At 62.8% G+C, this 14,077-nt stretch carries 12 protein-coding genes, 1 tRNA gene and 1 pseudogene; 9 read left to right on the top strand and 5 right to left on the bottom strand.

Annotated features, from left to right (window positions below; translation table 11 throughout):
- From LJE93_16240 to LJE93_16230, 3 genes are all read left to right on the top strand, one after another.
- Positions 1-167, top strand: a 167-nt coding sequence (locus LJE93_16240; protein MCG6950462.1) for a monothiol glutaredoxin, Grx4 family, incomplete at its 5' end; no start/stop codon positions are given.
- Positions 168-175: 8 nt separating this feature from the next.
- Positions 176-520: an iron-sulfur cluster assembly accessory protein gene (locus LJE93_16235; GenBank protein MCG6950461.1), complete on the top strand. Its 345-nt coding sequence runs from the start codon at positions 176-178 to the stop codon at positions 518-520.
- Positions 501-2,111, top strand: a complete 1,611-nt coding sequence (locus LJE93_16230; GenBank protein ID MCG6950460.1) for a tetratricopeptide repeat protein — start codon at positions 501-503, stop codon at positions 2,109-2,111. Before LJE93_16235 ends, LJE93_16230 begins: the two co-directional genes overlap by 20 nt.
- On the opposite strand, the gene LJE93_16225 is transcribed toward LJE93_16230, so the two are convergent.
- From LJE93_16225 to LJE93_16215, 3 genes are all read right to left on the bottom strand, one after another.
- The gene (locus LJE93_16225) at positions 2,083-2,352 is read right to left on the bottom strand and encodes a hypothetical protein (GenBank protein MCG6950459.1); all 270 of its coding nucleotides are present in this window, start codon (positions 2,350-2,352) and stop codon (positions 2,083-2,085) included. The genes LJE93_16230 and LJE93_16225 overlap by 29 nt on opposite strands.
- Before the next feature lie 372 nt (positions 2,353-2,724).
- Complete coding sequence (pepT, locus tag LJE93_16220) at positions 2,725-3,996, bottom strand: peptidase T (GenBank protein MCG6950458.1); 1,272 nt, start codon at positions 3,994-3,996, stop codon at positions 2,725-2,727.
- A gap of 90 nt (positions 3,997-4,086) precedes the next feature.
- Positions 4,087-4,890: a MipA/OmpV family protein gene (locus LJE93_16215; GenBank protein ID MCG6950457.1), complete on the bottom strand. Its 804-nt coding sequence runs from the start codon at positions 4,888-4,890 to the stop codon at positions 4,087-4,089.
- 253 nt (positions 4,891-5,143) lie between these two features.
- On the opposite strand from LJE93_16215, the gene LJE93_16210 reads away from it, so the two are divergent.
- Positions 5,144-6,211: a DsbA family protein gene (locus LJE93_16210; GenBank protein MCG6950456.1), complete on the top strand. Its 1,068-nt coding sequence runs from the start codon at positions 5,144-5,146 to the stop codon at positions 6,209-6,211.
- Positions 6,212-6,598: 387 nt separating this feature from the next.
- On the opposite strand, the gene LJE93_16205 is transcribed toward LJE93_16210, so the two are convergent.
- Together LJE93_16205 and LJE93_16200 are read right to left on the bottom strand one after the other, a co-directional pair.
- A complete protein-coding gene (locus tag LJE93_16205; protein MCG6950455.1) occupies positions 6,599-6,898 on the bottom strand; it encodes a hypothetical protein in 300 nt (99 codons plus the stop codon).
- Complete coding sequence (locus tag LJE93_16200; GenBank protein ID MCG6950454.1) at positions 6,895-8,262, bottom strand: FAD-dependent oxidoreductase; 1,368 nt, start codon at positions 8,260-8,262, stop codon at positions 6,895-6,897. The genes LJE93_16205 and LJE93_16200 overlap by 4 nt, the downstream gene beginning before the upstream one ends.
- Positions 8,263-8,660: 398 nt before the next feature.
- Here LJE93_16200 and LJE93_16195 point away from each other — a divergent pair, with 398 nt between their 5' ends.
- The 5 genes and pseudogenes from LJE93_16195 (at position 8,661) to LJE93_16175 (ending at position 13,941) form a co-directional block, all read left to right on the top strand.
- Entirely contained in the window at positions 8,661-9,179 is a 519-nt protein-coding gene (locus tag LJE93_16195) for a hypothetical protein (GenBank protein ID MCG6950453.1), read from the top strand.
- On the top strand, positions 9,176-10,510 hold the full coding sequence (gene der, locus LJE93_16190) for a ribosome biogenesis GTPase Der (protein MCG6950452.1): 1,335 nt from the start codon (positions 9,176-9,178) through the stop codon (positions 10,508-10,510). The genes LJE93_16195 and der overlap by 4 nt, the downstream gene beginning before the upstream one ends.
- 20 nt (positions 10,511-10,530) lie before the next feature.
- Positions 10,531-11,109, top strand: a pseudogene (locus tag LJE93_16185) (GTPase domain-containing protein).
- Positions 11,110-13,261: 2,152 nt separating this feature from the next.
- On the top strand, positions 13,262-13,753 hold the full coding sequence (locus tag LJE93_16180; protein ID MCG6950451.1) for a MerR family transcriptional regulator: 492 nt from the start codon (positions 13,262-13,264) through the stop codon (positions 13,751-13,753).
- Between the two features lie 111 nt (positions 13,754-13,864).
- Positions 13,865-13,941: transfer RNA gene (locus tag LJE93_16175), tRNA-Pro, on the top strand.
- The last annotated feature ends 136 nt before the right edge of the window (positions 13,942-14,077 follow it).

The raw sequence follows: 14,077 nt of genomic DNA, 5'->3' as shown, positions 1-14,077 counted from the left end.
ACGTTTTGTCCGACGAGTCTATCCGAAGCGAGGCGAAGGTGGTCGCCGGGTGGCCGACCTTCCCGCAGATCTACGTCAAGGGCGAGTTCATTGGCGGCAACGACATCCTGACGGAAATGTACGAAGCGGGTGAGCTGGAAGCGCTGGTCGCGGGAATCGGCTCATGAGCGGTACGATGACCGTTGACACCGCACCTCTGGTCGTTATCACCGACAAGGCGCAGGCGGAGATTCGCGCAATTTTCGAGCGCGAGAAGACGGACGGACACATCGGTCTCAGGCTGGCGGTCATCGGTGGTGGCTGTTCCGGGCTTTCGTACGAGATGGAGTTCTCCGAGCGCCGAAACGACGACACGATAGTCGGTTACGAAGGCTTCGAGGTCTTTCTCGATCCGAAATCCACCATCTATCTCAAGGGCATCACCCTCGACTTCGAGGACGGCCTACAGGGTAAGGGTTTCGTGTTCGCCAACCCCAATGCCACCAATACCTGCGGCTGCGGTGAGTCGTTCAGCATCTGAGGTCCTGCTTTACGACGGCGGGCAGGCACCGCTCGAGGGCTGGTCAGTGGTTTCAGTTGACGGGCGGCACGCGGAGCGTTTCCTCCATAGCCAGCTGACCTCCGACGTCAAGAACCTGGCCTCCGGCACGTGCCAACAAACGGCGATGCTCGACCGCGGCGGAAGGCTTCGCGCGTTCGGCATCCTCTGTCGCCGCAAGCGGGGCTTTGTGCTATTGCTTCCTTCGGAAGCTGGCGACGCGGCCGTCGATCACCTCCAGGCATATCTCATCGCCGACGACGTTCAGATAGCTCCGCCGGAGGCGGTCGACCTCCGGGTCGCCCTCGGTGCCGAAGCGGTCCGGCAGTTTGCGGAGGCCGCCGGCGAGCGGACTTTTGCGGTGGAACTGCTTGGCAGCAGGGGGTTCATTACATGGAGAGAGGAGATAGACCTTCCTTCTATCGACCCGGAGGAGTTCGAGGCCCGTTGCGTGCTGACAGGCTTTCCGCGTTGGGGCGCGGAGGCTGCCGAGGGGATGCTGGTTCACCAGACCGCGCTGCTCGACGCAGCGGTGTCGCACACGAAGGGCTGTTACCTGGGCCAGGAGACCGTTGCCAAGGTGGTGAGTGGGCGAGGTGCGGCCCGGGCCCCGATGCTGCTCGAGGTGGTGGCAGGCGCAGATGACGGTCAGGCGCTCGTCGGCAGGGAGTTTTCGAGTGCGGGGGAGAAGAAGGGGGGCACTGTTCTGTCGACGGCGTGCTGGAAGGGCTCGGTGTTCATTCAGGCCCTTGTCGCCCGCTCGCTGCGGGTTGCCGACCGTGAGATCGAGTGCCTCTTCGATGCGGGTCCGAGGCTGACGGTCAGGGTTCACGACCTCCCGTTCCTGGACGTGCCGGATCCTGAAGGCTGGGCGCGCCGGATCGAGCTACGGGCGGTCGCGGCATTTGCCGAAGATCGTGAGGACGACGCCATCGCTCTCTACAGGCGAGCGATCGCGGTGTGCCCTTCGTACGCCGATGCATATGAGGGCTTGGGCGTGATTCTCGGCCGGCACGGCCGTTTCGAGGAGGCGATCGATCTGATGCAAAGACTGCTCGAAGCGGATGCGGAATCGGTCATGGCCCACACCAACCTGTCGCTCTACTACAACCAGCTCGGGCGGATCGAGGATGCAGAACGAGAGGCCGGTGAGGCCCTCCGCGCGAAGATGCTGCTCGAACGGCAGGAGAGGGACCTTGCCGAGGAGCAAAAGCAGAGGGCAGAGAAAGAGGCCGCAGATCGCGAACGCCGGGCGGAGATGTTCCGGCAGGTGCTGGAGCTTGACCGCGACGATGCACTCGGCAACTTCGGTCTCGGTGAGCTGTTGTTGGAGGAGGGGAGATTCGACGAAGCGGCGGTCCACCTCGAGCGTGCCCTGGCTTCAGATCCGCGATACTCCGCTGCGTTGTTGGCGCTCGGACGTGCGTACGAGGGGGCCGACGATTTGCGTGCGGCAGCCAGGACCTATCGCCGGGGCGTAGAGGTTGCAGCCGCCAAGGGAGATCTCGCCACCGCCAACAGGATGCAGGAAAGGCTGGCAGCGCTCACGAGCTCGGATCCGCCTCCACCGTGACCCGCCACTCGCCGCCGGGATCCACCCGCGTGAGCTCACACCGTCGGCCATCCTCGAGCTCGACCCAGAATCGGTGGCGTACGGGTTCTCCGGCCTCGACGCCGGTGACGACGGCGCGATCGATGACATCGACGATGTCGAGCCGTTGACCGCCCCAGACCACCGCCACCGGGCTTTCCTCGCCGCGGCCCTCGCTGCGGCATTCGACCCGGGCTACAGCGGGGATTGTTGGGTCAGCCATCGATCAGGGTAGTGGCTCATGCCTGGTTGACAGTTGCTGGAGATGCCTGTCGAATGATTCCGATATGCCTCATTGCGAACTGAACGAAGGAATCGACGATCCCCCGCCCGTCTCACCAGGTGAGCAGACCTCTCTCCGTCATCCCGACCGAGCGAGCCGTGCGAGCGAGCGGAGGGATCTATGGGGTGGGTGTGGCAGCAGCGCGCTGCCTCGAAGCTCATGGATTCCTCCGCTCGGGCCCTTCCGGCTTCGCCTTCCGGCTCCGTCCTACGGACTTCACCGTGACGAACCGGCTGCGCCGGGACAAGCCGGGTCCTCGGTCGGAATGACAAAGCGTGGGCACTTCGTCCTTTTGCTCGGGAGGGGAGGGACCTACTCCGATTTCTCCACCCACACCTTCAGAATCTCGAGTGTCACCCTGGTCGCCGCCGCCATCCATTCGAGCGATACCCACTCGCGGACCGAATGGAAATTCTGGCCGCCGGCCCAGATGTTGGGCGTCAACAGGCCCATGAAGGAGAGCCGCGCACCGTCCGTTCCGCCCCGGATCGCCTGCCGTTTCGGGGTGACACCGATGCGTTCGACCGCTTCGAGGGCGAAGTCCAGGACCTTGGAATCCTCGCGGATCTTGTAAGCCATGTTGCGATAGGACTCGTCGATCTCGACGCCGATCTTAGCTTTCGGGAACCGCTTCTCGACGTCGGCAATGACCTCTCTGAGGTGGTCCTCGCGCTCAGCCAGCTTTTCGTTCGAAAACGCGCGCACCAGCACCTTGAGGTCCACCTTCGAGACGTCGCCGGACGCGATGTACGGGTGGAGGTACGGCTCCCGACCCTCGGTCGTCTCGGGCAGCCAACGCTGGTCGATGCCCTCGATGATGGCAGCCGCGACTCTGAGCGCGTTGACCAGCTTGTCCTTGGCATAGCCGGGGTGCACGTCATGCCCTTCGATGGTCACGTTGGCGGTGTCAGCGCAGAACGTCTCGTCCTCGATCTCGCCGAGGTCCGATCCGTCGAGGGTGTAGGCGTAGTCCGCACCGAACGCTTCGACGTCGAAGTGATCGGCACCTTTCCCGACCTCCTCGTCGGTCGTGAAGGCGATCCGAATCGGACCATGCACGAAATCGGGATTGTCCCTGAGGTACTCGACGACTGTCATGATCTCGGCCACGCCCGCCTTGTCGTCTGCGCCGAGGAGCGTGGTGCCGTCGGTGTGGATGATCGTGTGGCCGATGCACTTCTCGAGATTCGGGTTGTCCTCGGGTTTGAGGATCTGCTCGGGGTTGAGCTCGATCTCGCCACCCTCGTACGACTCGATGATTTGCGGTTTGACGTCGTCGCCCGGGGTGCCGAAGTAGGTGTCGACATGGGCGATGAGGCCGATCGTCGGCACCTTGCCGGCAGCCGGGTGATCGGCGGGCAGGTTTTCCGGGATCGAGGCCAGGACATAGCCCCACTCGTTCATTTCTGCGTCTTCGCATCCGAGGTCCTCGAGCTCCTGGGCGAGCATGCGCGACAGGTCCTTCTGCTTCTCGGTGGTCGGGCTCGTCTCCGAGGCCTCGTCGGACCTCGTGTCCACTTTGACGTAGCGAAGGAATCTGTCGAGCATCTGCTGCCGGTACTTCGGGTCGAGAGTAGCGTCCACGGGATACCTCCTGATCGGTTTCAGTTCGGCAGTCTAACTCAGACCGGAGCTATCTGCCGCGTGGCGCAGAAACCGGACGAGATGGCCGAACTACGAAGGTCGAGGCGGCAGCTTGCCGAAGCGGTAGGTGATGGCGAGAAGACCGAAGATCCCTCGTGGCTTGTCAACAATCGGGCTGTCGCTGATCTCGTTGTCGAGTCGTTGCGCGCGAACGTAGCCGGTCAGCCGAATTCGCGTGTTCAGAGAATAGAAGGCGAAGAGCGAGCTGTTGAGGTTGACCGCTGCATGGCCCTGGAATGAAGGGCGATCTGGCAGCCCCTCCTCGGGGGTCACTCCGTAGTAGTAATCGACAAAGCTGCTGCTCTGCCAGACGAGGCCGATCGACGGCGTCAATCCCCACCGATAACGGTTGAACGTCCAGATGCGAGAAAAGTCTGCCGTCGCCTGTTGGCCGTTATAACGACCAAGGAGATCTGTGGAGATACCGGCGCTGACTCTGAACCTGCCGGGCTTCCACGCCCCCACCAACCCACCTTCGACGGTGGACCTGCGTTGATTCATGCCAACCAGAAAATCAGAGTCTTCAGGGTCCAGGCCGTTAAATACGCCGCCAACCCGCGCGTCGACGCTGAATTTCTCGTTGTCGGCCAGCCGGTAACCTGCCTGGATGCCCTGAAAGTAGAACTTTTTGTATGTCAGTTCGAGCATCGGCGCCAGAAAGATCGAGTTTTCCGCGCCGACGTAGGGGCGCGGCGACGACAGCACGCCGAGGCCGAGCGACCACTGAATCCGAGACGGGGGCTTTGCAGCCGTCCTTCCGTCCGGACCGTCCTCGGCGGCAAGCGGCACGGCCAGAAGAAGCAGGAGGATGAGTGGCAGGGGCCGGGTGTTCATGTGTGTCCCTTTTCCGCGGTCTCGGGTCGATATTCTGCCAGTTTTCGCCACCATGTCCAGGGATGTCGCGGTTCTCAACACGAATCTGTTGCTGTCCGAACCCTTTCGTGATCACTGGGGCAATTGGGAGGATTGACAGAACCGTAACCGAACCGAATTGACCTCGGTACGGAGTCCGTCCATAGTGGACAGGCCGTCTGTGGATGGAACGCGATGAGCAGACCTCCCGGGCGGTCGAAATGGAGGACCAGAAGTGAAATTTGGATTTTGGACGATAATCACCTGCGTTTCGCTGACTGTTGCGGCTGTGGCGTGCGCTCAGGAGCCGTCGACCGAAGCGATAGCCCAGGACCCGGTGGTGGCGAAATACGGTGACCAGGAAATCACTCAGTCCGAGCTTGAAGGCCTGACCGGTCCGTCGCTGGTTGCCTTGCGACAGCAGATTTACAAGGCTCAGGTGGCCCAGCTCGAGGCCGAGATTTACGCCAGGCTCGTGCGAGATGCGGCGGCGGCCGAGGGAGTGACGGAAGCGGAATACCGCCGTATGAAGATTGACGAGTTGGTGGGCGAGCCCGATGAAGGCGAAATCGTCAAGCTGATGAGCCAGTTCAGGGCGCGCCTCCCTGAAGACGATGTGGAAGCACGGAAACAAATCGTCATGGCGTTGGAGCAGCGCGACAAGCAGCGTCTCTCTGCGGAGCTTCAGAAGGTGCTCTTTGCAGAGGCCGGAGTGAAAATCTTCCTGTCTCCGCCTCGAGTCGAGGTCGCCATTGCAGAGGGCACCCCGGAACGGGGCGCCAAGGATGCTCCAATCGTTCTCGTCGAGTACACCGATTACCAGTGCCCCTTCTGCAAACGGGTACAGCCGACGATAACGGCTCTGACGGAGCGCTACCCGGGCCAGATCCGCCACATCTTCAAGAATTTGCCGTTGCCGAACCACCCACAGGCACAGCTCGCCGGCGAGGCCTCCCTCTGTGCCCAGGATCAGGGCAAGTTCTGGGAGTTCCACGACTGGCTGTTTGCCAACCAGCGGACGATGAATCGCGAGTCGATGGTGGCCGCAGCCGTTGAGCTCGGGATGGACGGAGAGGCGTTCACCACATGCGTCGACGAGGGGACTCACACCGCCAGGGTGCGGGCCGACATGACCGAAGCCCGCAGCTTCGGTATCACCGGTACGCCGGGTTTCCTGGTCAACGGCAGGGTTGTCTCCGGCGCGCAGCCGATCGAGGAGTTCGAGAAGATCATCGACGAAGAGCTCTCGCTGAGGGGAATAGAGGTCCCAACGGAGGAGACGGCTGCGGCACCAGCGAATTAGGAATCTCCGTCCGACAAGTCCGCATTTCGGATTTCGAATTTCGGATTTCGAATTTCCCACCCGACCCCCCGGGGGCGTGGAGGCGAAGGGATCGGAGGGGCGCCATACGCGGCGCCCTTGATCGTTCCGGATGAACTCATCGATCGCCGCGGTGGCATTCCGACCGAGCGAGTGGAACGAGCGAGTGGAGGAGACTATGGACAAGGCAGAAGCGCGATGCTGCATTTTTCATAGATTCCTCGACTCGGCCTTCGGCCTCGCTCGGAATGACAATGACGTGGCCGGCCGTATTGCGGCCTCGGTCGGGATGACGTTGTCAAACCCAAATTCCACCGGGAGGGTGGAGGGGAACTCAACACTCAAAACTCAAAACTCAAAATTCGATATTCAGTCCAGGTCGATATCCTTGATCGGCCTCTTCCCGTCGTCCTTGGCCTTCGCGTCGTCGAAGAGCTCCTTGAACCGATCATCCATCAGGCGGCTTTTGTCCTTTTCGCGCCGCATGGCTTCGGCCATGCGGTCGGCCGCACGCTCCTTTTCCTTTTCGAGCTGCTGAAGGCGATCGTCAAAACCGACCTTCTCGCGATGGTGAACCGGCGGCTCGTGCGACACGACAACCGCGGATTCGGCATCAATCCGGACGGTTGCGCCGCAATGGGGACAGGTGATTTGTAGTTTTTCGGTCATTTCTTCCCCACCTTTTTGATGAGCTGATTCGCGGCCACCAGCACCGGATCCCAGACCGAAGCGAAAGGCGGCGCGTATACGAGGTCCAAGCTTTGCAGGTCCGCCACCGTCATGTGCGCCGCGAGCGCAGTGGCCACCGTGTTGATGCGAAGAGCGGCGCCATCCTTCCCGACGATCTCGGCTCCCAGGAGCAGGCCCGTTTCGCGATCCGCGATCAGCAGAACCTGAATCGGTTCTCCACCCGGAAAACCGTGAGCGCGTGAGCGCTGTTTGATGGTCACCGTCACCGGATCGAAGCCTTCCGTCCTCGCCTCCTCCTCACCGAGGCCGGAGCGCGCGACCTCGAGATCGAAGACCACGAAACCCGCCGTGCCGACGATGCCGGGAAATCGGAGGCTTTTTCCGACCACGTTGGCGCCGGCAATCCGGCCTTGCTTGTTGGCCGTCGTCCCGAGCGGGATCCAGGCGTTCCGGCGGAGAATTCGGTGGTATGCCTCGGCGCAGTCGCCGGCCGACCAAACCGCCTCGTGCGAGGTCTGTAGGCCCTGGTCGACCCAGATCGCACCGGTGTCGCCCAGTCGCAGTCCGCCCGAAACCGCGAGGTCGGTGTTCGGCCGCACGCCGGCCGCGACCAGTACCAGATCGGCGTCGAAGCTGCCGATGTCGGTCACGACCGAGGCCACGCGCCCGTCGCTGTTCGCCTCGGCACTCTGGACGGCGGCGCCGGTGTGGAACTCCACGCCTCGACTCGCCAGCGTCTGTTCGACCACCGCAACCGTATCCTCGTGCCAGCCCGGCAGGAGTTGCGGCATCTTCTCCAGGACGGTGACCGAAAGGCCTCTTTCGGTCAGGACGTCGGCCATCTCCATGCCGATGTAGCCGGCACCGACAATGACTGCACGTTCGGGATTGTCGGCGATCGCCGATTTGAGGTCGGCGCCGTCGCCGAGCTTTCGCAGGACCTCGACCCCGGGAAGCTCGAAGCCCTCGAGTGGGAGGCGGATGGCGCGGGCGCCGGTGGCGATCACCAGCGCGTCGAACGGCTCTTTCGTCTCGGTACCGTTTTCGAGGTCGATGACCGTCAGCTCCCCACGGTCGAGATCGAGTTCCGTTGCCTCGTGGCGGAGCCTGAGATCGATTCCCCGCTTGTCGCGAGCGTCTTCGGCGCTGAGAACGATGAGGTCCTCGATGTTCCGCTCCGGGTCCTCTATGTTGTAGGGCATTCCGCAGGCGCCATAGGATATGAACTCACCCATTTCGAACACCGTGACCCTGGTTTCGGGGCGGCGACGGCGGATCTGGCTGGCGGCGCTCATCCCTGCGGCGACGCCGCCGACCACCAACACGCGGTCCGGTACCTTCAATGAAACCTCCTTCGAGATTGATTGACGGAAAGGAATTCTAACCCGCGGCCGCGAGATTCGAAAGGACTCGGATCGCGAGACCGCCGGCCAACGATCTGTCGCACCCTTCAGGGGTTCGTATTCGATTGGCCTTTTGTGCCTGCGGCTGACGCCCCAGGCTAGAAAATTGTCGCGCCTTCGGTGCTCGCTTTGCCAGTCGAATTCTCTTTGGCCGCAGGTGCAAGCCGTGGCCCGCCGGTCACGCCGCGCGAGGACCCGAAGCCGCGAAGCGGCGGCATATGCATAGCCTGGGGCGTGAGCCCCAGGTAAGACGCACGGCCAAAAGGATTCAGCCCCCGAAGGGGGCGGCAGATCTGTAGACCGGGTGGTATCCTGCGCAGGAAACGAGGGAGGCGCGCATGCGAATTCGGAGAATCATGACCTGTGTGCTGGTTCTGTCGATGCTGATCGTTGCCGCGTGCGAGGACACCAATCCCACGACTGAGGAACGACAGGCGGTGGAAGCAGCGGTTCGGGGCTATCTCTTCGCCCTGGCCGAAGCCTATTCGACGCTCGATATCACTGTCCTCGAGGGGCACGCCAGCCCGAACGAGATCGCAGCGGTCAAAAAGCTCCTGACCGACCTCCTGCAGTTGACCGGCGATCGGATCGACGCCGAGATGGTGGGCTTCGAGATCCAGTCGATGAGCATGTTCCGTGGCATCAATGCGACGGTTCGCCTGGTGGAGGTCTGGGACGTCACGCGCTACGGCGCCGGCGATGGAGTCGAGAAGGGCCATACCGAAAACTCGATCCAGAACACGCTTCTCCAGATGCGGCTCGTCGAGGGCAGATGGATCTGCGTGGGACGCTCGATCATGAGCCAGGAGACGCCGATTCCGGAGGAAACCCAGCGGCCCGAAGAAGGACCGGAGTGAGCCGTCCGGCCGTCGTGGTCGTGGTGGGCCGACCGAATGTCGGCAAATCCACTCTCTTCAACCGGCTTACCCGCAGCCGGCGGGCGCTGGTCCACGACCTGCCCGGCGTCACCCGCGATCGCATTTTCGGTGAGGCCGAGCGCCCGGGAGGGGGTCGGGTGACGATCGTCGACACCGGCGGCCTCCTGATGGAGGACGAGGATCACTTCGTGCCCCTGATCAGGGGTCAGGCGGAGGCTGCAATCAGGGATGGCGACGTCGTCCTGTTCCTGCTCGACGGTGAGGCAGGTCCGATTCCCGAGGATCGCGAAATCGTCGACTATCTGCGCGGGCTCGGCGTGCCGGTCGTGCCGGTGGTCAACAAGGGCGACCGAAAGGGCGTCGAGCTCCAGGCGCACGAGTTCCATGTCCTCGGCCTCGGCGAGCCGATCGTGATTTCTGCCGAGCACGGCACCGGCATGGATGAGTTGTGGTCCGCCCTCGAACCCCACCTGCCGCCGATAGAGGAAGAAGTCTCGACCGCCGGTGATCCGGCGGAAGGGATCCCGGTGGCGGTGATCGGGCGACCCAACGTCGGCAAATCCTCGCTCGTCAACCGGTTGCTAGGAGACGAACGGTTGCTGGTGAGCGAGGTCTCGGGTACGACGCGCGATGCGGTCGACACGATCCTGGAGAAGGACGGCGTTCGGTATCAATTTGTCGACACCGCAGGCATCCGCCGCAAGGGGAAAACCGACCGCGGCCCGGAGGTACTTTCGGTGGTCATGGCGAGGCGGTACCTGGAACGTGCCGACCTCTGCCTTCTCGTGGTGGACGCCGAGGAGGGCATTACCAAGCAGGACGCGCATGTCGGCGGCTACGCCTGGGACGCCGGCCGTGGAATCATTCTGGTGGTCAACAAATGGGACCTGATCGAAGATCGGGGACTCGGGCGCGAGCGGATCGAGCACCAGATCGGGCAGCAACTCAAGTTCATGCGCCACTCGCCGCGAGTCTATCTCTCGGCCCTCAACGGCAAGGGAGTCCACCGGCTGTTTCCGGTCATGCGTGACGTGCATCACGCCTACACCCGGAGGGTGTCCACCAACGACCTCAACCGCCTGATGCGCGACGCGTGGGATTCGCGCCCGCCGGCGATGGCAGGGAAAAAGGCGCCGAGGCTTTATTACTGCAGCCAGGTGAGAACCTCGCCGCCCAACTTCGTTCTCTTCACGAACCTGCCGAAGAGCCCGCACTTCTCCTACATGAGGTACCTGGAAAACGTCCTGAGGAAGTCGCTGGGTTTGGATGGAGTGCCGATTCGGGTTATCATCAGGGGACGAGAAAGTTAGCTCTTCGTTGAAGGAATTCCATGGTTTTCTTTAACTACGCGCTGCGTAAGCTGAACGCAAAGATCGTGTATTACGGGCCCGGGTTGTGTGGCAAGACCACCAACCTGGCGTGGATCCACGATAACTTCGAAGGCGGCGAACGCGGCAAAATGATCTCGCTCGCGACCGAGGGCGACCGGACGATCTTCTTCGATTTGCTGCCACTCGAGATCGGCTCGATTCGTGGTATGGAAGTGACCCTTCAGCTCTACACGGTCCCGGGACAGGTGCACTACAACTCGACTCGTCAGCTGGTGCTGCGCGGTGCCGACGGGGTGGTCTTCGTTGCGGATTCGCAGCGCGCGATGCAGAGCTCCAACGTCGACAGCTTCAAAAACCTGCAGGAGAACCTCCTCCTGCAGGGGATCTCGCTCGACGGCTTCCCGCACGTGCTGCAGTTCAACAAGCGTGACCTCAAGGACCTTACGACAATCGAAGAGCTGAACGACGATCTCAACCTGTACTCGGTGCCCATCTTCGAGGCCACCGCAACCGAGGGGGTCGGGGTTCAGGAGACTCTCGAGGGCATCGTCAAGCTCGTCATGCGAAATCTTCGCCAGCGTTACGAGGGTGCGACCACCGGTGCGAGGACCCCCGGAATCGAAGATTCGCACGTGAGCGTCCTCGATGATGTGCCAACGCCGCCTCCGGGTCCGACGGAGGTGCCTCCTTCCGCAGGCGAACCGCTCGAGGAGCCAATCGCAGTCGCCGATGCGCCGGAGCCCGCGGAGGAGCTGGTGGAGGAGCTCCCACCGGCCGCATCGATCCCCGAGCCGCAAGAGGTCGCTCCGGCCGAGGAGCACCCGCCACCGCCGGTCGAGCCGATTGCGCCGCCCGAACCTCCCGAAGAGATCGAGCCCATCGAGTTCTACGAATCGCTGAAGGAGATGAAAGAGGAGGAATCGGCGATCGCCGCCGAATCGCCGGCGGACGAGCCAGTCGAGGAATCCGTGCCGCCATCGATCCTCGACGAGATCGTGTCCGACGATCCCGCCAAGACCATCGACTTTTCGAAGTCCATGGCGTCGGATCCGTTCGGAGCGGGTGGGGCCGGGGTCGGGTTCGAGGACGAGGTTGCCACGGGTGTCTACGGTGAAGGTGAAGATTCGGCAATCGATTTCGACGAACTGAAGAGGCTCGGCGAACAGCGTCCCGCGTCGCCACCGCCACCGGATCTTCCTTCAGCTCCGGATTTCGGTGATGCCGATGTCGAGAGCGCCGTTCCCGATATCGAGCTGCCCGAGGTGCCGGACGCGCCGCCGGAGCCGGACGTCGAGCAGAAGGATGACATCAGCCTGCTGACCCAGCACGTCGACCTCCCGGACCTGCCGGAGAGCGCGGCGGAGGCGGACTTCGCTCCGCCGGCCCCCGACGTGGACGAGATTACGGACTTCCAGCTCGACGACCCCGGGTTCGAGCCGATGATCGAAGAAGTGGCGGAGGACGTCGAAGAGCTCCCGATGGAGGCGGTGGATCTCCAGGTGCCGGAGCACGCTGAAGAAGGCCAGCCGGCGGAAGAGGAGGCCGAGGCGTCCTTGGCGGATGGCAGGTACGAGGACCGTATCGATGCCCCCAGTCCGTTTGCGCCGAGCCCGGAGACCTTTGGCGGCGGCGAACCTGCCAAACCAAGCCTGCTCCTGGAGGTCGCAGACGAGATCGCGACCTCCGAACCCGAAGAGGCTGCTGAACTCGAGTTAGAACCAGAGCCGATCCTGGAGCCCTATCTGGAAGCCGCAGTCGAGGCGATGGAAGAGCAACCCGAACCGGAACCTCATTTCGAGGCGGTTGCGGAGGAGCCCGCAGGAGACCAGGAAACCGAGCTCGAGGCGGCAGAACACGACTCCTATGCGGCAGCCGAGTCGGAGCCAGAACCCGTGCCCGAGATCGAATCCTACATCGAGGAACCCGCAGAGGAACCCGACCCGTACGCCGCCGGGCCGGCCATCGCGCCGGAACCGGAAGAGGCGCATGACGAGCCTGAGGCGGAACGGGAACCCTATCTCGAAGAAGGCGACGATACCGCTGTAAGTTCGGAATCGGCTGCGGAGGTCGAGCCGGAGTCGTTCATCGAAACCTTGCAGGAGACGGCCGGGGAGCCTTGGGACCAGGCGGAGGAGCCTGAATCCGAAGAGGTCGCGCAGGAACCCGAGCCGGAAGCGGAACCACCCCTGGACGCAGTGGCAGAGGCGCCGGATGAAGTACCGGAGGCCGCGCCCGAACCGGTTTCTTTTCTGGATGAAGAGCCCGAAGAACAGGAAGAGATCCCGGATTCCGAACCGGAGCCGGTTTCGTTCCTCGACGAGGAGCCCCAGCCCGGGACTGATGCCGAGCCCGGCGCCGAAGTCGAGGACCAGGCCGGGGAACCCTCAGGAAGCTTCGACGACGAGCTCTTCGCGGAGGTCACGCCGGAGCCGATCGTCGTCGGAAACGGTGATCCGTGGACCGAGGAAGAGATGTCCGGCGTGTACCAGCTCGATGAGATCGAGAGGGCCGAAAGGGCTGCCGCCATCGAGGCCGCAACGGCCCGCGCCGTGAACGTACAGGCCGAGGACAATCAGCTCCACCTGCGCCTCCAGGGTACCGGCGCGATCGTCGAAAGCGGTCAGGTGCGGGCGCTGGATATCGAGGTGCCGGTGCCGGGTTCCTGGGTCGGCAACAGGCGCGTGACCCTGCAGCTCCGCCTGACCCTGACACCGGATTTGGAGGACGAGGATGACGGATCAAGTAGTCCTTCCTGAGGATCAAGACCATTTCAAGCTCAACGAGGTCTGCAAGCTCGCCAACGTCCAGCCCTACATGCTCCGCTTCTGGGGCACCGAGTTCCCGCAGCTCGAAGCGGCCAAGAGCGGAACCGGACAGCGCCTCTACTCGAAAGACCAGGTGCAGCTGATCCTCGAGATTCGTCGCCTGCTCTTCGACGAGGGTCTCACCATCGCCGGTGCGCGCAAAAAGATCTCGGCCATGGAGGGTGGGGGAGAGGTCGCGAAGGCGAAACCGCCCGAGGCCGAGAAGAAAGCGGACGAACCGGAAGAGAAAAAAGAAGCTGTCAAGACCAGCAGCGCGCGCCGCAAAAGCCCGAAGAAGAAGACCACCGCGCCCAAGGTTGACAAAGAGACCCCGACCGACGTACAACCACTGCTCGCGACGCTCAAGGATGTTCGCGACGAGATCGACAAGATCGTCGCGGAGCTCAAGGGCGGGTAGGTCTTTCGAATTTTGAATCATGAGTTGTGCATTACCATCCTTCCGTTCTTTGCGGGGGTGCGGGAGGTAATGCAAAGTTCAGAATTGAGAATTCAAAACTGATGCACGAGTCGGGACGTAGCGCAGTCTGGTAGCGCACCTGAATGGGGTTCAGGGGGTCCGGAGTTCAAATCTCCGCGTCCCGACCATTTAAACCCTACCAAATCAGCAAGTTGCAACCCGGCGGAAAGCCGGGTTTTCTAGTGCCCTGAGCTTCCGCTCCACCACCGCTCCACGGGCGATGGTGGGACGAATGGAGAGGGCCACTCGAGGCTTTCGCTCCAC

This window comes from Acidobacteriota bacterium (assembly GCA_022340665.1).
GTDB lineage: Bacteria > Acidobacteriota > Thermoanaerobaculia > Thermoanaerobaculales > Sulfomarinibacteraceae > Sulfomarinibacter.
The sequence above is the reverse complement of the archived record's forward strand: the minus strand, read 5'-3'. Positions and strand labels throughout refer to the sequence as shown.

Bases quoted from the DNA above. Each gene is read 5' to 3' on its own strand.
- LJE93_16235 (MCG6950461.1), top strand. From the start codon at position 176: ATGACCGTTGACACCGCACCTCTGGTCGTTATCACCGACAAGGCGCAG.
- LJE93_16225 (MCG6950459.1), bottom strand. From the start codon at position 2,352: ATGGCTGACCCAACAATCCCCGCTGTAGCCCGGGTCGAATGCCGCAGC.
- LJE93_16215 (MCG6950457.1), bottom strand. From the start codon at position 4,890: ATGAACACCCGGCCCCTGCCACTCATCCTCCTGCTTCTTCTGGCCGTG.
- LJE93_16205 (MCG6950455.1), bottom strand. From the start codon at position 6,898: ATGACCGAAAAACTACAAATCACCTGTCCCCATTGCGGCGCAACCGTC.
- LJE93_16195 (MCG6950453.1), top strand. From the start codon at position 8,661: ATGCGAATTCGGAGAATCATGACCTGTGTGCTGGTTCTGTCGATGCTG.
- LJE93_16180 (MCG6950451.1), top strand. From the start codon at position 13,262: ATGACGGATCAAGTAGTCCTTCCTGAGGATCAAGACCATTTCAAGCTC.